Origin of the sequence: Flavobacterium eburneipallidum, from assembly GCF_027111355.2 — a bacterium.
GTDB lineage: Bacteria > Bacteroidota > Bacteroidia > Flavobacteriales > Flavobacteriaceae > Flavobacterium > Flavobacterium eburneipallidum.
Genome location: NZ_CP114291.2, coordinates 2,742,481 through 2,759,678, shown reverse-complemented (window position 1 = coordinate 2,759,678; position 17,198 = coordinate 2,742,481). Strand labels below are relative to the sequence as shown.

At 34.2% G+C, this 17,198-nt stretch carries 12 protein-coding genes; 9 read left to right on the top strand and 3 right to left on the bottom strand.

What is annotated here, in order from left to right:
- Window positions 1-14: 14 nt before the first annotated feature.
- The 7 genes from OZP15_RS11720 to OZP15_RS11690 all read left to right on the top strand — a co-directional run bounded on the left by OZP15_RS11720 (window position 15) and on the right by OZP15_RS11690 (window position 9,541).
- Window positions 15-2,156: a bifunctional aldolase/short-chain dehydrogenase gene (locus tag OZP15_RS11720; RefSeq protein WP_281336182.1), complete on the top strand. Its 2,142-nt coding sequence runs from the start codon at window positions 15-17 to the stop codon at window positions 2,154-2,156.
- A gap of 252 nt (window positions 2,157-2,408) precedes the next feature.
- A complete protein-coding gene (locus OZP15_RS11715) occupies window positions 2,409-3,683 on the top strand; it encodes a sugar isomerase (RefSeq protein ID WP_269225598.1) in 1,275 nt (424 codons plus the stop codon).
- A 160-nt stretch (window positions 3,684-3,843) separates the two neighbouring features.
- Window positions 3,844-5,199 (top strand): FGGY-family carbohydrate kinase, encoded by a 1,356-nt coding sequence (locus OZP15_RS11710; protein WP_269225597.1) that lies wholly within the window; start codon window positions 3,844-3,846, stop codon window positions 5,197-5,199.
- Between the two features lie 165 nt (window positions 5,200-5,364).
- Complete coding sequence (locus tag OZP15_RS11705) at window positions 5,365-6,102, top strand: (Fe-S)-binding protein (RefSeq protein ID WP_281336181.1); 738 nt, start codon at window positions 5,365-5,367, stop codon at window positions 6,100-6,102.
- A gap of 48 nt (window positions 6,103-6,150) precedes the next feature.
- A complete protein-coding gene (locus tag OZP15_RS11700) occupies window positions 6,151-7,521 on the top strand; it encodes a glycoside hydrolase family 28 protein (RefSeq protein ID WP_269225596.1) in 1,371 nt (456 codons plus the stop codon).
- A 39-nt stretch (window positions 7,522-7,560) separates the two neighbouring features.
- Window positions 7,561-8,961, top strand: coding sequence for a lactate utilization protein B (locus OZP15_RS11695; protein WP_281336180.1), 1,401 nt, complete (start codon window positions 7,561-7,563; stop codon window positions 8,959-8,961).
- Window positions 8,954-9,541 carry a LutC/YkgG family protein gene (locus OZP15_RS11690; RefSeq protein ID WP_281336179.1) on the top strand — a complete coding sequence of 196 codons (588 nt, stop codon included), beginning with the start codon at window positions 8,954-8,956 and terminating at the stop codon, window positions 9,539-9,541. The genes OZP15_RS11695 and OZP15_RS11690 overlap by 8 nt, the downstream gene beginning before the upstream one ends.
- Window positions 9,542-9,978: 437 nt before the next feature.
- Here OZP15_RS11690 and OZP15_RS11685 read toward each other — a convergent pair whose 3' ends face one another.
- The gene (locus OZP15_RS11685) at window positions 9,979-10,671 is read right to left on the bottom strand and encodes a hypothetical protein (protein WP_269225594.1); all 693 of its coding nucleotides are present in this window, start codon (window positions 10,669-10,671) and stop codon (window positions 9,979-9,981) included.
- A 348-nt stretch (window positions 10,672-11,019) separates the two neighbouring features.
- On the opposite strand from OZP15_RS11685, the gene OZP15_RS11680 reads away from it, so the two are divergent.
- On the top strand, window positions 11,020-13,230 hold the full coding sequence (locus OZP15_RS11680; RefSeq protein WP_281336178.1) for a hypothetical protein: 2,211 nt from the start codon (window positions 11,020-11,022) through the stop codon (window positions 13,228-13,230).
- A gap of 111 nt (window positions 13,231-13,341) precedes the next feature.
- On the opposite strand, the gene OZP15_RS11675 is transcribed toward OZP15_RS11680, so the two are convergent.
- Window positions 13,342-14,667 (bottom strand): ammonium transporter, encoded by a 1,326-nt coding sequence (locus OZP15_RS11675; RefSeq protein ID WP_269225591.1) that lies wholly within the window; start codon window positions 14,665-14,667, stop codon window positions 13,342-13,344.
- A gap of 302 nt (window positions 14,668-14,969) precedes the next feature.
- Window positions 14,970-15,983, bottom strand: a complete 1,014-nt coding sequence (locus tag OZP15_RS11670; protein ID WP_269225590.1) for a dipeptide epimerase — start codon at window positions 15,981-15,983, stop codon at window positions 14,970-14,972.
- 193 nt (window positions 15,984-16,176) lie between these two features.
- Here OZP15_RS11670 and OZP15_RS11665 point away from each other — a divergent pair, with 193 nt between their 5' ends.
- Window positions 16,177-17,160, top strand: coding sequence for a Gfo/Idh/MocA family protein (locus OZP15_RS11665; protein WP_269225589.1), 984 nt, complete (start codon window positions 16,177-16,179; stop codon window positions 17,158-17,160).
- The last annotated feature ends 38 nt before the right edge of the window (window positions 17,161-17,198 follow it).

Genomic DNA, 17,198 nt, shown 5'->3' with positions numbered 1-17,198 from the left:
TAAATATAATAACAATGTCAAATATAAATTCAAACAACATGACTTTTAAGCACGTAAGCTACCTATGGGATGAAGCAAAAGCAGCAGCAATGGCTGGGGATGAAGTAGCACTTTTTATTTACCGTTCTAATTTATTAGGAGCGGATTTAAGATTAACTAATTATGGAGGTGGAAACACTTCTGTGAAAATTACTGATAAAGATCCATTAACTGGAGCTCCTTCGGAAGTAATGTGGATTAAAGGTTCTGGTGGAGATATTGGGACATTAACCAAATCAGGTTGTGCGGCACTTTATTTAGAAAGATTGCTTAACCTTGAAAATGTGTACAGAGGAATCGAATTCGAAGACGAAATGGTGGAATTGTTCAACCACTGTATTTTTGATTTAGCGTCAAAAGCACCTTCTATCGATACGCCATTGCACGGTTTCTTGCCTTTCAAACACATCGATCACTTGCACCCAGATGCTGCAATTGCAATCGCTGCTGCAAAAGATGGTAAGAAAATCACAGAAGAATTATTCAACGGAGAAATCGGTTGGGTGGGATGGCAACGTCCAGGTTTTGATCTAGGTCTTCAAATGCGTGCTTGCTTGCAAGAAGCTGAAGCAAAAGGAAAAAAACTAAAAGGAGTAATGTTAGGTTCTCACGGTTTGTTTACTTGGGGAGACACGGCTTACGAAAGCTACATCAACACATTGGAAGTAATTGAAAAATGTGCTGAATTTTTAGAAAGTAACTACGGAAAAACACGTCCAGTTTTTGGAGGTCAAAAATTAGAAAGTCTTCCAGAAGATGCTCGTAAATTACAAGCTGCCAAAGTAGCTCCAATTTTAAGAGGTTTCTGTTCTTCTGAACGTAAAATGATTGGTCATTATACAGATGATAAAAGAGTATTAGAGTTTATCAATTCTAATGATTTGGAAAAATTAGCACCTCTTGGAACGTCATGTCCAGATCACTTCTTGCGTACTAAAATCAGTCCTTTGGTTTTGGAATTAGATCCAAACGAAGATTTATCAGACGTAAATGCTATCAAAGCAAAATTAACTCCTGCTTTTGAGGCTTACCGTGAAATGTATAAAGAATACCACAATACTTGCAAAAAATCAAACTCACCAGCCATGCGTGATCCAAATCCAGTGGTAATTTTATATCCAGGAGTTGGTATGTTTACTTTTGCAAAAGACAAAACAATGGCGCGTTTGGCATCAGAATATTATGTGAATGCGGTAAATGTAATGAAAGGAGCCGAAGCGGTTTCTGAATACACATCATTGCCACGTCAAGAAGCTTTCGACATCGAATATTGGTTGTTAGAAGAAGCTAAATTGCAACGTATGCCAAAACCAAAAGCATTATCTGGAAGAATCGCTGTTATTACAGGTTCGGCTGGTGGAATTGGAAAAGCTATCGCTAAAAAATTCGCCGAAGAAGGTGCTTGTGTAGTTATCAATGACATCAACGAAGAGCGTTTACAAGGCGCAACTGCTGATTTCGTTAAAGCTTTTGGTAAAGATGCAGTTTCTAGTACTTTATTGAATGTAACTGATGAAAAAAGCACTGAATTGGCTTTAGATGCTGCTTGTTTAGCATTTGGTGGAGCTGATATTATTGTGAACAATGCTGGAATCAGTATTTCAAAATCTATCGCTGAACATTCATTAGAAGAGTGGGATAGATTATACGATATTTTGGTGAAAGGACAATTTATTGTTTCTAAAGCGGGAATCGAAGTAATGCGCAAACAAGGTTTTGGTGGCGATATCGTAAACATTGTATCTAAAAACGCAGTGGTTGCTGGACCAAACAATCCTGGTTACGGATCTGCCAAAGCGGCTCAAGCTCACTTGACTCGTTTGATGGCTGCTGAAGTTGGTGCTGACAAAATCCGTGTGAATACAGTAAACCCTGATGCAGTAATCTCTGATTCTAATATTTGGTCAGGTGGATGGGCAGAAGGTCGTGCAAAAGCGTATGGTATTACTGTGGCTGAATTGCCTGCTTACTATGCAAAACGTACTTTATTGAATGAAATTATTTTGCCAGATGATATTGCAAACGCTTGTTTTGCATTCGTAGGTGGCTTGTTGGGGAAATCAACAGGTAATGCTTTGAATGTAGATGGTGGTGTATCAATGGGCTTTTATAGATAATTGGTTTTTACTTTGGTTAGTAATGGTGGTTTTTCTAACGTTCGATTCATTTCGGACGTTAGATTTACTTAATTTTAATTAAATTTTAATAGTATAAATTAAATTACTACCTAAATAAACCTTAATTTTCACTCCCATTTTAGTTATATCTTTAAAGTAGTATAAAGTCTAAATTTTTTAGACTTCATTTATTTTATACCGCTTATAACTTCGTTTAAACTAGTTTTCTAACTTTCTTTTAAAAAAAATATTATGTTAATTGATTCTAACAAAATTGCATCTCATAATGATGATTTATTAAAATCTCATAAAAATAAATTGGTTTTTACTGCTTCAGAAATTGCTGAATCAGAAGCTATTATCAAAAAATTAATCGATTTTCAAATCGCAATTCCATCTTGGGCTTTAGGAACTGGAGGAACTCGTTTTGGTCGTTTTCCAGGTGGTGGAGAACCACGCTCATTAGAAGAAAAAATCGAAGATGTAGGTTTGCTACACGCTTTGAATAATGCTTCTGGAGCTATTTCTTTGCACATTCCATGGGATATTCCACAAGATCATAAAGCAATCAAAGCTTTGGCGGCTCAACATAATTTATTGTTTGATGCAGTAAATTCAAATACGTTTCAAGATCAAGCCAATGCGGAACATACTTACCGATATGGATCATTGCAAAACGTGAACAAAGCCGTACGTAAACAAGCTGTGGATCACAATATCGAAGTAATTAAACAAGGCATTGAGTTGGGTTCTGAATCATTGACAGTTTGGTTAGCGGATGGATCTAATTTCCCAGGACAATTAAATTTCAGAAGAGCTTATGAAAACACTTTAGAAAGCTTACAAGAAATTTATGCTGCTTTGCCAGCCAACTGGAAATTGTTTTTAGAGTACAAATGTGCTGAACCTAATTTCTATTCTACAACAGTTGCTGATTGGGGACAATCATATTCTTATGTGAAAAAATTAGGGGATAAGGCTAAAACATTAGTGGATTTAGGTCACCATTTACCAAATGCTAATATCGAGCAAATTGTTTCTATATTATTAATGGAAGATAAATTAGGTGGATTCCACTTCAATGATTCTAAATATGGTGATGACGATTTAACAGCTGGTGCTTTGAAACCATACCAATTATTCTTGATTTTCAATGAATTGGTTGAAGGAATGGATGCTAGAGGAATGAATCACGCCAAAGATTTAGGTTGGATGATAGATGCTTCTCACAACATCAAAGATCCAATGGAAGATTTATTGCAATCTGTAGAAGCAATTATGATTGCTTATGCTCAAGCACTTTCTGTAGATAGAAAAGCATTGGTTATCGCTCAAGAAGAAAACGATGTGGTAAAAGCGCAAGAGATTTTGCAAAACGCTTTCCGTACTGATGTTCGTGCCTTGGTTGCCGAAGCGCGTTTGCGTGCTGGAGCAGCATTGAATCCAGTAGCTTTGTATCGTGATTTAGCAGTAAGAAAAGAACTTATTGGAGAAAGAGGATTAAAAACAGTAGCTACAGGATTGTAATAAACTGTTCGAATACCTGATAAATAGACTGACACAGATTTTACAAATTTTTTAAAGAAAGATGTGAAATCTGTGTCAAATTTTATGGGTGTTTCTAAAAGAATTTTAAAAAGAAAATATTGTCCTTTATTTGGACAGTCTATTATAAAATAGTTTAAAAATGAATGTAGTTGCGATTTTTGATATTGGAAAAACAAATAAAAAAGTCTTTTTGTTTGACGAAAATTATCGAATTGTTTGGGAAAAATCAGTAATACTTGAAGAAACAGTAGATGAAGATGGTTTTCCTTGCGAAAATATTTTGGAATTGAGCAAATGGGTAGCCGACAGGTTAACTGAACTTCAAGAATTGAAAGATTACATTCTAAAAGCAATCAATTTTAGTACATACGGTGCTAGTTTTGTATATGTAGATGCTGAAGGGAAAGCTTTGACACCATTATATAATTATTTAAAACCGTATCCAGAAGCTTTAGAAGATGAATTTTATCCAAAATACAAGGGTAAGAAAAAGTTTGCTGTAAAGACCGCTTCACCAGTTTTAGGAAGTTTGAATTCAGGAATGCAAATTTACCGTTTCAAGGAAGAAAGACCTGAACTGTTTTCGAAAGTAAAATATTGCTTACACTTGCCTCAATATTTAAGCTCTATTTTAACAAAACGCTATTTTACAGATATTACCAGCATTGGATGCCATACTAGTCTTTGGAATTTCAAAAAAATGAAGTACCACAAATGGTTGACTAATGAAGGAATAATAGACAAATTAGCTCCAATTCATAACGTACAAGAAACTTTAAGAATTGAAGGCGGAATTTCAGTAGGTATTGGTTTGCACGATAGTTCTTCGGCATTAATTCCTTACACAATCAATTTTACAGAACCGTTTGTTTTATTGTCAACTGGAACTTGGAGTATTTCTATTAATCCATTTAATGATAAAGTTTTAACTTCGGAAGAATTGAATAAAGACTGTTTGTGTTTCTTGCAAAATAAAAATATTCCTGTAAAAGCAGCACGATTATTTGCTGGAAATACACACGAAATTGAATCTAAAAGAATTGCCGAACATTTCGGATTAGCTAGTAATTTTTACAAAGAAATCACCTATAATAAAGATATTATTGCCGATTTGAGAATTACAAATTTCAAAGAAACGTCTTTCAATACAGACTCTTTTGTTGAGAAATGTCCTTTCGAAAATAGAAATTTGGATAGCTTCAAAAATTACGAAGTGGCTTACCACCAATTGATAATGGATATTATTGCTCAACAAGTGATTTCTACCCAACTGGTCATTCATAATAGCCCTGTGAAGAAAGTTTTTGTTGACGGAGGATTTAGTAAGAATTCTATTTTTATGAATTTATTAGCGCAAGCTTTTCCAGATATGGAAGTGTACGCGGCTTCAATGGCACAGGCTAGTGCTTTAGGTGCAGCTTTGGCGATTCATAATAGCTGGAATCCAAAGCCAATTCAAAACGATTTGATTGATTTGAAATTTTACAAGCATTAATTCAATTACGAATTAAAAAATTACGAATTACGAATGAAAATGAATCCGTTGTAGGTTGAAAATTGATTTAAAAAAAATAGTTTTATTTCAATGAAACAAAACATATAAATTGCGTACGGACGGGTTTCAAAACCGTTCCAACGTATCAATTTTAAATAAATGAAAATGAAAATTGGACTTTTTATACCGTGTTATGTAGATCAGTTTTATCCAAAAGTGGGTATTGCTACTTATGAAATATTACAAAAATTAGGTTGTGATGTTCGTTTCCCAATGAAGCAAACTTGTTGCGGACAGCCTATGGCTAATAGCGGATACCAACATTTAACGACAGGTTGCGAGGCTAATTTTGTGGCAAATTTTGCCGAATTCGATTATATCGTTTGCCCTTCTGGAAGTTGTGTAATGCACGTCAAAGAACATTTGCATGATGCCAATAACGAAGCTGTAGCCAAGCAAATGCGTCACCGTGTATTTGAACTAACGGAATTCATTACTGATATTTTGAAAGTAGAATCTATCGAAGGAAATTTTCCACACAAAGTAGGAATGCATCAAAGTTGCCACGGACAAAGAGGATTAAAACTTTCGCAAATGAGTGAGTTGAATGCAGCTCCTTTCTCTAAACCAGGACAATTATTGAGCAAAATCAAAGGAATTGATTTAGTTTCCTTATCCAGAAAAGATGAATGTTGCGGTTTTGGAGGTACATTTTGTGTAACCGAAGAAGCCATTTCTGTAAAAATGGGACAAGATCGAATCAAAGACCACGAGAAACACCAAGTGGAGTATATTACTGGTGGAGATATGTCTTGTTTGATGCACTTGGAGGGGATTTTACGAAGACAAAAAAGTCCAATAAAAACCATTCACATTGCTGAAATATTAAATTCTTCGTTGTAAAAAAAACATAGGATTTTGTTTTTTGAAATTTAAAAAATTAACTATAAAATGAAAAAAATAACCCTCTGTTTAGTCCTTTTTCTGTCACTTATTTTTCTGTCTTTTAAAAAAGATAAGTCTTCAGTAACTTTAAAAAAGGTTAAGGTAGAAGCACCTTTTAAAATGCCTGCTATCAATGTACCCGATTTTAGCAAATGTGCTAAATTCTCTATTGTTGATTTTGGAGCTGTTAAAGGAGATAAAGACAAAACTTCAAAAGCCATAAACGATGCTATTGCTAAAGCCAATCAAGTTGGAGGCGGAACAGTAGTCATTCCTGAAGGCGAATGGTTAACAGCCAAAATTCATTTTAAAAGCAATGTCAATTTGCATTTAGAGAAAGGCGCATTGTTGCTTTTTTCAGAAAATCCAAAAGATTATCTGCCTGCTGTTCGAAGTACTTGGGAAGGCTATGAATGCTATAATTATTCGCCACTCATTTATGCGTATCAATGCAAAAACATAGCTATTACAGGCGAAGGCGAATTGAAAGCCAAAATGGATGTGTGGAAAATATGGTTCAAACGCCCAAAAGCACACATGGAAAGTTTGAAAAGATTGTACTATTTGGCTTCTTACAACAAACCGATGGAAGAACGACAAATGGTCAATGATACTGCCAATTTTCGTCCGCAATTTATTCAATTCAATCGTTGTGAAAATATTTTGATGGATGGTGTTACGATAACTAATAGCCCTTTTTGGACGATTCATCCATTTTTGTCTAAAGATGTGGTGCTTCGCAATTTGAAAGTCTATGCTCACGGTCACAACAATGATGGTGTGGATCCAGAAATGAGCCAAAATGTATTGATTGAAAATTGTGTTTTCGATCAAGGTGATGATGCAATTGCTATCAAATCAGGAAGTAATCAAGATGCTTGGCGATTGAATACTCCTTCTAAAAATATTGTGATGCGTAATTGTACCGTCAAAAACGGCCACCAATTAGTCGCCATAGGTAGTGAATTATCAGGTGGAATCGAAAATGTATTTATTGATAAATGTACCGTTATTGATGGGGCAAAACTCAATCACCTTCTTTTTATCAAAACCAATGAACGCAGAGGAGGTTATGTCAAAAATATCTACATGAGCAATATTACTTCTGGTAAAATTGACCAAGGAATATTGGGCATAGAAACCGATGTTTTGTACCAATGGAAAGATTTAGTTCCAACAATCGAACGTCGATTAACTCCTATTAAAAACGTATATTTGGATAATGTAAAAGCAACTAATGTGAAGTTTGTTTCCAAAATATTAGGGCAAAAAGAACTTCCTATAGAAAATATTTTTCTAAAAAAGGTAAGTGCAGATGCGGTTCAAGGAGAGCATTCTATTCATGAAAATGTGTTGAATTTTGTAAATAAAAATTGATTCTAAACGGACTAATGGTCTATAGAAAACTACTATAAGATGTCTTCAGAAAAAATAATACAACATAGCGAAGCCGCGACACGTTTTAATAAAGATGTGGAGCGCGTAAATTGGCACGATGAAACGCTTTGGTTTGTTCGTGAAAAGAGAGATAAAGCCGCACACAACATTCCCGAATGGGAAAACTTGCGTGAAACAGCATCGCAAATCAAGAACAACGTACTTTCTAATATTCATGATTATTTGGTGCAATTCGAAGCCAATGCGTTGCAAAATGGAATCATTGTTCATTGGGCAGCCGATGGTGAGGAGCACAACAGAATTGTACATTCTATAATGGAAAAGAATAATGTCAAGCAAATGGTGAAATCCAAATCCATGCTTACGGAAGAATGCCATTTGAATGAATATTTAGCAGAAAAAGGAATTGAAGTAATCGATTCTGATTTGGGAGAATATATTGTACAACTTCGTAAAGAACCGCCAAGTCACATTGTTTTGCCAGCTATTCATCTTAAAAAAGAAGATGTTAGTGAAACATTTCATGAACATTTGGGAACAGAAAAAGGAAATTTTGATCCTCAATATTTAACTGAATCTGCGAGACATCAACTTCGAGATACTTTCCTTACCAGAAAAGTGGCTTTGACAGGCGTTAATTTTGCAATCGCAGAAACGGGTGAGTTTGTGGTTTGCACCAATGAAGGAAATGCCGATATGGGTGCGCATCTTGCCGATGTGCATATTGCTTCTATGGGATTTGAAAAATTGATTCCCGAGCGCAAGCATTTGAGTGTTTTTCTTCGACTATTGGCAAGAAGTGCTACAGGACAACCTATAACCACTTTTTCGAGTCATTTCAAAAAGCCAAGAGTGGGGCAAGAAATGCACATTGTAATTGTTGATAATGGCAGAAGTACTCAATTAGGTAGAGAAGATTTCAGGAATTCTTTGAAATGTATTCGTTGCGGTGCTTGTATGAACACCTGCCCTGTTTACAGACGAAGTGGCGGACACAGTTATCACAATGCTGTGGCGGGACCTATTGGTTCTATTTTGGCACCCAATCTCGATATGAGTAAAAATGCCGATTTGCCTTTTGCCAGCACACTTTGTGGTTCTTGTACCAATGTTTGTCCTGTAAAAATTGACATTCACGATCAGTTGTACAAATGGCGTCAGGTATTGGTAAAAGAAGGACATACACCAACTGCAAAAACTGTGGCAATGAAAGGAATGGCAGCTGTTTTGGCTAATCCAATGGTGTTTGATTTAGCAGGAAAAGCGGGACGATTTGTAATGAAAAATGCCCCTTTTATGGTGAATAATAATTTGAATGCTTGGTACAAACAAAGAGAAATGCCAGCGCCACCAGAAGAATCATTCCGTGAATGGTACAAGAAAAATGCAAAAGAATCTAAAGGAAAAGACAATGAGTAGCAGAGCCAGTATTTTAGAAAAAATAAAACAAAATCAACCCGAAATTGTTAACACATTGCCTGATTTAGCTGTTTTAGGTCAGGAAAAATTTGATATTTTGGACAAATACAAAACAGTTTTAAGTGGTATTGGAGGCGATTTTATTGAAGTTTCGAATTACCAAGAAGTGATTGATTTTGTAAAGGAAAATTACGCTACAGATAAACGAATAATTACTACCATTCCCGAACTTTCAGAAATTGCCACTCTGGATTGGTTTACTGTAGATCCGCATTCTTTGAAAGATGTAGAATTGGCTTTGGTAAAAGCGCATTTTGGAGTTGCCGAAAACTCTGCTCTTTGGGTAACCGATGCTGTTCTAGGGCAACGTGTATCACCGTTTATTCCGCAATATTTGGCAATAATCGTTAATAAAAAAGATATTGTTGCCACCATGCACCAAGCCTACGATAGAATAGCAAACCAAGAATATGGCTTTGCTACTTTTATAGCAGGCCCGTCCAAAACTGCCGATATTGAGCAATCTTTGGTTTTAGGAGCTCACGGAGCTAGAGGTTTGACCGTGTTTTTGATGGAGTAAAAACTATTACTTATTTTAATATAGAATCCTGTAAATTAGTTGATTTACAGGATCTTTTATTATGTTTTGATTTTTTGTTTGATTTCGAATTAACTCCTATTTTCGGATTTGCCACCCGAGCGATAGCGAATAAACGAAGTAAATCATCCCAAATACAAAACCATCTTTCCATTAAGCCAATTGCTCAAATTCGTAGTATCTATGATACCTAATGTTTGGACTAGCGGGGCTCAAAAGTGATGGAAAACACGATAAAACCTCTAGAAATTACTCAAAAAAAAAAAAAGAGGAATATAAATCCTCTTGCTATTCTCTCTAAAATTTTTACGATAAGTACATAGGTTGACGGACGTGTAATCGGTTCCGTTCAACAGGAGTTTCATTGTTCGTGCTGCGCACGCAACGAAACTCTAGCTGTTAGCTGCTGCTTATTTTGCTCATTTCTGTTTTTCTTTTATAATTTGTATCTCGCTTTCTTCAAATTCATTATTATTATAAACTCGCCATTTCTCAAGCATAGCGAAAAATTCAAAACCTATCTTTGAAGTTTGAAGCATTTCCATTCCTATTGTATCTGATTTATTTGTTGTCGGTACTTTTTCAATAATACCATAAGACATTAAAATTGGTCCTATTTTGTAATATGTATCCATATCATCTTCCCATTGAACACCTTGGTTAAAAATTCTTGCGTATATTTTATAAACTGTTAAAAGATCAATTGTTGGAGGAGCATTATATTGAAGTCTTTCAGGAGTTTCAATAAAATGTGTTAAAAGGGCATTATGAAGCTCTCTAAAAGTAAAATTCCCTATTCTTTGGTCGAGATCAAAACCTAAATGTTTTTTATTGATTTTCTTTCTTAAGTAATTAATTATAAAATAGATTGCAATTGAAAAAACTGAAAACATTAAATATAAGTAAACTTCAATTTGGAAATTAAGAACTTTGATTATAGCTTCATATATTGAAATGTCTTCAAAAGCATTTTTAACAATAGAGTATAAAATTGTTATTGAAGCAATAATTCCAGCTGAAATAACTTTGCTCCATACTGGGTTTGTCCAAATACTTTCAAATTTACCTTTATATTTTAATGTTGTTTCTTTTTTCGATGGTTCTTCTTTCATTCGATTTTTTTTAAGTAGCAGCCAACTAGTATATACACGAAACAAACCTTCGTATATACACCCAAAATTGGGTAGATTGGCGAAGGTTTGTTTCGCTTTTTGTTTTTTCAAATATATTAATTTTTTCTTACAAATTATCAAAATAGTTAATTCAATATTATTAGTATTTAATTGTTTTTCAGATAGCAATAAATCTTTATTAAACTTAATTCCGGTATGGTAATTGTAAGGTTTTTAGTGTTTTAAGTTGGTTAATCTTTTCATAATTTTGATTATTAACAGTCATTCAGCATAAAACAAGAATTCTTATTCAACGCTATGAAACAAAACTAAAACCAAACCAACTTTATGAATCTAAAACCAAACCAATTTCCAAAGTTATTATATCTCTTTTTATTGTTTTGGGCATTATCTTTTTATGGTCAAAACGGCGCAAACGATACAGAACAATTTGCGGAGTCCCTGCAAAAGTTACCCAAAAACAATATTGCTGATTTGGTGTATTTGCAAACTAGCAAAGGTATTTATGAAACCGAGGAGGATGTTTGGTTTAAAGCTTATGTGTTGGATGCTCAATATTTTTATCCATCGGGACGTAGTAAAACTTTATTTGTTCAGCTGATAGAAGATCAAACGGATCAGGTGGTTTGGGAGAAAAAATACGAAATAGAAAGCGGTTTTGTCAATGGGCATTTGTTTTTAAAAAACGCATTAGCAGAAGGGATTTATACTTTGGTAGCTTATACCAGCCATTCTTTTGAAGGAACTGCCAAGGAATTTTATGCCGCAAAGAAATTGGAAGTTCAGAAAACCATTCGCACTAAACCAACGGTAGTTTCAATCGAGAAAGACAGTATGGTGCATTTCACAACTTTCCCAGAAGGAGGAAAATTGGTTTCAGGAATCGAGAGTACATTGGCTTTTAAAGCGGTTAATTCAAAAGGCTTGCCTGTGAATGTTTCGGGGACTTTGTTTGAAAATGATTTTCCTGTACTTTCGTTAAATAGTGCTCATGCTGGTATGGGTGGTTTTGATTTTATTCCTGATAGTACTAAAAAATACCATATTCAACTTTTGGGTTCGGATAAAAAATACGATATATCAGCGATAGAAACTAGCGGAAAAGTATTGCATTATATAGGCAGTAACAATGAGTTAGCCTACTTTAAAGTTACCCAAACGGATGATTTAAAGGAAGAAAAAGTTTATTTGAGATTGCAGATTCGAGGTGTGGTTTATAGTATCGCCAAGGGGATTTTGAAAAAAGAATTGGTATTCAAACTTCCTTTAAAAGATTTGCCTCAAGGCATTGCCGAAGTTACTCTTTTTAATCAAAACCTAGAACCAGTAGCAGAACGATTGGTGTATGTAAATCAAGAACAAAAATTATTTATAAAGACTGAACTCAACCAAACGGGATATACACTTCGTGACAAAGCTAGTTTAAAAATAAAAGTTACTGATTCTAACGGTCAACCCATTGTAGCACATTTGGGTTTAAGTGTGTTTGATGGAATTTACCAAAACAAACTCGATGCAAAAACCATCGAAAGTCATTATTTGCTTTCTACACAATTAAAAGGAGCTATCTACAATCCTGCTTATTATTTTAACGAACAAAATAAAGATCGAAAACAAGCCTTGAATTTACTGATGCTTACCCAAGGATGGCGAAATTATGTTTGGAATGAAACTAATCTAAAAGAGCAATCGAGTATTCAACCTCTGGTTTTTGAGGATTGGAAAGCAAAAGTTCGTTTTGAAAAAATGAAGAAAAATATAACTGAATCCGTTGGAAGAAAAACAATGTTTGTGGCTACATCCAATGAGAAGACAGGTAAATATTTTATCGTGACGGACTCGATAGGTGTTTTTACGATAGGTGCTAAAGAGTTTAAAAAAGGGGAGGGCAGTTATACTTATTTACAACTGAATACAGCAGAAAATTCAAAATACCGTATTGATTTTTCGGGTAATTTTTTCGAAAAAATCAATGCTAATCGCAAGAGTAAAAACCTGATTTATTCTATTGAAAAAATACCAGAAAAAAAGCCAGAAGTCGTTTCTCCTTTTGCCGATCGGGAAACTATAACCAAACTGAAAGAAGTTGCTATAATCTCAAAAAAGAAAGGATTTCGGGATAAATACATAGGAAAACTGGATAGTTTGTACAGATTAGATCATGTGGTTGATTATAGATGTATTAATGGTATTCTGAACTGTAAAAATCATCCAGAACCTAGGTTTAATTATAGGGATTTAACCGAAGAAGAGTTGTTGGATATGTTTAATGTGGTAATGGTTGAAGGCTATTATGGCAAGAAAGTTTTTTATGAAGCCATTTATGATGAAGTAACAATAACCGATTCGTCGCCAGATTACCGCAATACGTTGTTTTGGAAATCGGATATAATTACGGATATAAATGGAGAAGCAACTGTCGATTTTTTCTGCTCGGACATCAATTCTCTTTTTATAGGAAACATTGAAGGAGTAGATAGTGATGGATTATTGGGAGCGAATACATTTGAATTTAAAGTGAAGAAGCGAGGGAATTAAATTTTATAATGAAATAATTGAGTTTGTTTTGCTATTTAAGTTTCTATTTATAGCATAAAAAACTCCCTGAATGATCAGAGAGTTTTTTATTATTTGTTGTTATACTAAATACTACAAGTATTCTCCGTGTTGAGAAATATCTAATCCTAATTCTTCTTTTTCTTCAGAAACTCTTAATGGAGTTATTTTGTTAACAATGAAGAACAAAGCATAAGATGCACAGAAAGCAAAGATAGAAGTAATAACTAATGCTTTTAATTGGATCAAAAACAATGTAGCATCCCCGAAGATTAAACCTTGGTTATCACCTACGATTGAGTTTACAGATTTAGAAGCAAATACACCAGTTAAAAGCATACCTACCATACCTCCAACACCGTGACAAGCAAATACATCTAAAGCATCGTCAATTTTCTCTTTATTGAATTTAGCTACCATAAGGTTACTTACGATACTTGCAATGATACCAATTGCCATTGCGTGAGGAATAGTTACGAATCCAGCAGCAGGAGTAATCGCTACCAATCCTACAACAGCTCCAATACAAGCTCCCATTGCAGATAATTTGTGTCCAAGAATTTTATCCAAGAATACCCATCCCATTGCAGCAGCAGCAGCAGCTACAGTTGTAGTTCCTAAAGCTTGAGCAGCAAGGCTTCCAGCTCCAACAGCAGATCCAGCATTAAATCCGAACCAACCGAACCATAATAAACTAGTTCCTAATAATACATAAGTAATACGAGCAGGGTTTGATTTTTGAACTTTTCTTTTTCCTAAAAAGATAGCTCCAGCAAGAGCAGCCCATCCAGCACTCATGTGTACTACAGTTCCTCCAGCAAAATCTAATACTCCCCATCCGAAGAATAATCCATCAGGATGCCAAGTCATGTGACATAATGGAGCATATATGAATAAGATAAACAATACCATGAACAACAAGTAAGCCCAGAAACGTACTCTTTCTGCAAAAGCTCCTGTGATCAAAGCAGGTGTGATGATAGCAAATTTAGCTTGGAATAAAGCAAACAATATCATTGGGATAGTTGGTGCTAATTCCCAAGCAGTGTTAGCACTAACTCCTTGGAATAACAAATTGTACGATGGATCACCAATGATTCCTCCAACAGAAGGACCAAAACATAATCCAAATCCAACAACAACCCATAAGATGGTTACAATTACCATAGCCATGAAGCTTTGTAGTACGGTACTGATAACGTTCTTTTTACCTACCATACCACCATAGAAGAATCCAAGTCCTGGAGTCATTAATAATACAAGTGCAGTAGCAACAATCATCCAAGCCGTGTCACCTGTGTCTAATTTTAATTCTACAACGTGAGCACCTAATGTTGCAGATTCAGAAATGAAGTGAATTGAAAAAATGGATAATACCAGAACTGTGATTAGAATCACACTTAAAATAATCTTTCGCATAGTTTTGAGTTTTTAGTTATAATTTTTGATAAAAGTATATAATTCATTCCATACCCCCACAAAAAATACTTTATAAGTTATGATTTTTGTCAAATTTATACTTTACCCCCTAAAATTTTGCGGGTATGAGATAATTGATTGTCAAAATTTGGAATTTGTTAATAAGGATTTTGGGTTTTTTTGACAGAATTATAATTTTTAGAATCTAAAACGGCTCTTTTTCATCAATTATGTGGTAAACTGATTCTTTTTGTAGATTAATTTTGAATGAAACCTGTTGTATATTGAGAATTCGTTAATATTTAGGCTATTAAGCTAACGCCAGTTCCATTTATTTCTGCATATTTTATAATTCCTTCTGAAATAGTTATTCCAGTAGCAATATCTTTAGATAATAGTAAGGCACCATCCATATCTACAAAATCCAATTCGGGTAATAAATGCGCAATTGCCGAGATTCCTACTGTAGATTCTGTCATACAGCCTACCATGGTTTTCATTCCTAGTTCCTTGGCTTTGGTAATCATTCTTCTGGCAGGGGTAAGTCCACCACATTTTACTAATTTGATATTCACACCATGAAAATGATTGTAGCATTTGGTTACATCTTGTTCAATAATACAACTTTCATCAGCTATTATAGGCAATACAGAATGGTTAAAGACTTCTTTATGTCCTTTCCAATCATCTGCTTTCAGGGGTTGTTCAAGAAATTCAACTCCTAATTTTTTTAATTCAATAGCATTGTTTAGCGTTTCATCAACTGTCCAGCCACAATTGGCATCAATTCGAAAGATGGCATCCGTATGTTTTCTTAATTCGGTAACAATAGCAAGATCTTCTTTGGTTCCCAGTTTTATTTTATAAATCGGCCAAGGTAGCTCTTTCATTTTAGCTACCATTTTTTCGATACTATCAATGCCAATGGTGTAATCTGTTTTTGGATTACGATTAATAGAATAATTCCAAAATTCATATAGTTTCTTCCCTTTTTTGCGTGCATACAAATCGGTGTAAGCGTTATCCAAAGCACAAAGGGCAAATAAATTATGTTTTAAGAATGGATAAGTTTTTTTCCAAAATTCTTCAGGAGCTTCATTGGTAACACTTTCGATAAATGGAATAATTTTTTCAATATCATTTTTCATCATCTCAACCGTGTTCTTATAATAGGCATTAGACGTTGTTTCGCCAAAACCAGAATACCCCTCACTTTGCAATTCTACAATCAAGCTAGGTTGGGTGTTATAAGAAAGTCTAGAGATGGTAAAAGTATGTTTGAGTTCTAAATCGAATGTGCGGAGAATTACTTTCATTGCTAATGAATTTTAATAGTGTAATTTATACCAAAGAAAATGAATAGATTTTGGTTTGCAAATTAATTTTAGTGCTAAATTTCTATTGAAAGGGTTTTTATGTTAAATTTAGATTTTGAATGAATACACTATTTTTTGTACTATTGAAAAAAACATAAATTCATTGGTGTCTATATAAATAACAAACAATAACATGAATAACGAAAAGATTAGATGGGGAATTATAGGTTTGGGTAATATTGCCCATCAATTTGCCAAAGACTTAATGCTAGTTGAAGATGCTGAATTAGTAGCAGTGGCTTCTCGGAATCTTGATAAAGCACAAGAATTTGCCAAAAATTATAATGTGAAGCAGGTTTATAATTCTTATGATGCCATTATGAAGGATTCCAAAGTGGATATATTTTATATAGCTACGCCCCATAACTCTCATGCCACTTTGAGTATAAGAGCATTACAAAATAATAAACATGTTCTTTGCGAAAAACCTATTGCCTTAAATTATGATGATGCCTTGCAAATGATTACGGCTTCAAAAGAAAATAATCGTTTTTTTATGGAAGCCTTTTGGACCCGATTCAATCCATCATTTCGAGAAGCTTTTGCTAAAATTAAAAATGGAGAAATAGGAACCATTAAATACATCAATGCTGATTTTGCTTTTTCTGCTGCAACCCTAGAAGGAATTGGTAATAGAAAAACCGATATCAATTTAGGTGGAGGATCACTTTTAGACATTGGTGTTTACCCATTATTTTTATGCTATATGGTATTGGGAATTCCAACAGAAATTTTGGCAAAATCTAATTTTTACAAAACAGGAGCCGATTTGCAAACTTCTATGATTTTGCAATATGAAAACGCTCAAGCTATTTTACATTCCAGTTTTGTATCAGCATCTAATATGATTGCTACCATCAATGGAAGTAAAGGTACCATTAATTTGAATGCCCTTTGGCACGAAGCACAATCTTATACTTTATCAGTCAATAACAATAAAGAAGAATTTTTATTGCCAACAAAGGGAAAAGGATTTACGTATGAAATTGAAGAATGCCATCATTGTATTCGCAAAAATAAGATTGAAAGCCAACTTTGGTCTCATCAAAATAGTTTAGATTTAATCAAAATCGTGGATGAAGTTAGAAGTCAAATAGGATTAGTGTATCCTTCATGAAAAAAAATACTATCAAAATATTTTACGTTTAAATACAA

What these genes read in the sequence shown, in the direction of transcription:
- OZP15_RS11720 (WP_281336182.1), top strand. Translation starts at nt 15, where the DNA reads ATGTCAAATATAAATTCAAACAACATGACTTTTAAGCACGTAAGCTAC.
- OZP15_RS11715 (WP_269225598.1), top strand. Translation starts at nt 2,409, where the DNA reads ATGTTAATTGATTCTAACAAAATTGCATCTCATAATGATGATTTATTA.
- OZP15_RS11710 (WP_269225597.1), top strand. Translation starts at nt 3,844, where the DNA reads ATGAATGTAGTTGCGATTTTTGATATTGGAAAAACAAATAAAAAAGTC.
- OZP15_RS11705 (WP_281336181.1), top strand. Translation starts at nt 5,365, where the DNA reads ATGAAAATTGGACTTTTTATACCGTGTTATGTAGATCAGTTTTATCCA.
- OZP15_RS11700 (WP_269225596.1), top strand. Translation starts at nt 6,151, where the DNA reads ATGAAAAAAATAACCCTCTGTTTAGTCCTTTTTCTGTCACTTATTTTT.
- OZP15_RS11695 (WP_281336180.1), top strand. Translation starts at nt 7,561, where the DNA reads ATGTCTTCAGAAAAAATAATACAACATAGCGAAGCCGCGACACGTTTT.
- OZP15_RS11690 (WP_281336179.1), top strand. Translation starts at nt 8,954, where the DNA reads ATGAGTAGCAGAGCCAGTATTTTAGAAAAAATAAAACAAAATCAACCC.
- OZP15_RS11685 (WP_269225594.1), bottom strand. Translation starts at nt 10,671, where the DNA reads ATGAAAGAAGAACCATCGAAAAAAGAAACAACATTAAAATATAAAGGT.
- OZP15_RS11680 (WP_281336178.1), top strand. Translation starts at nt 11,020, where the DNA reads ATGAATCTAAAACCAAACCAATTTCCAAAGTTATTATATCTCTTTTTA.
- OZP15_RS11675 (WP_269225591.1), bottom strand. Translation starts at nt 14,667, where the DNA reads ATGCGAAAGATTATTTTAAGTGTGATTCTAATCACAGTTCTGGTATTA.
- OZP15_RS11670 (WP_269225590.1), bottom strand. Translation starts at nt 15,983, where the DNA reads ATGAAAGTAATTCTCCGCACATTCGATTTAGAACTCAAACATACTTTT.
- OZP15_RS11665 (WP_269225589.1), top strand. Translation starts at nt 16,177, where the DNA reads ATGAATAACGAAAAGATTAGATGGGGAATTATAGGTTTGGGTAATATT.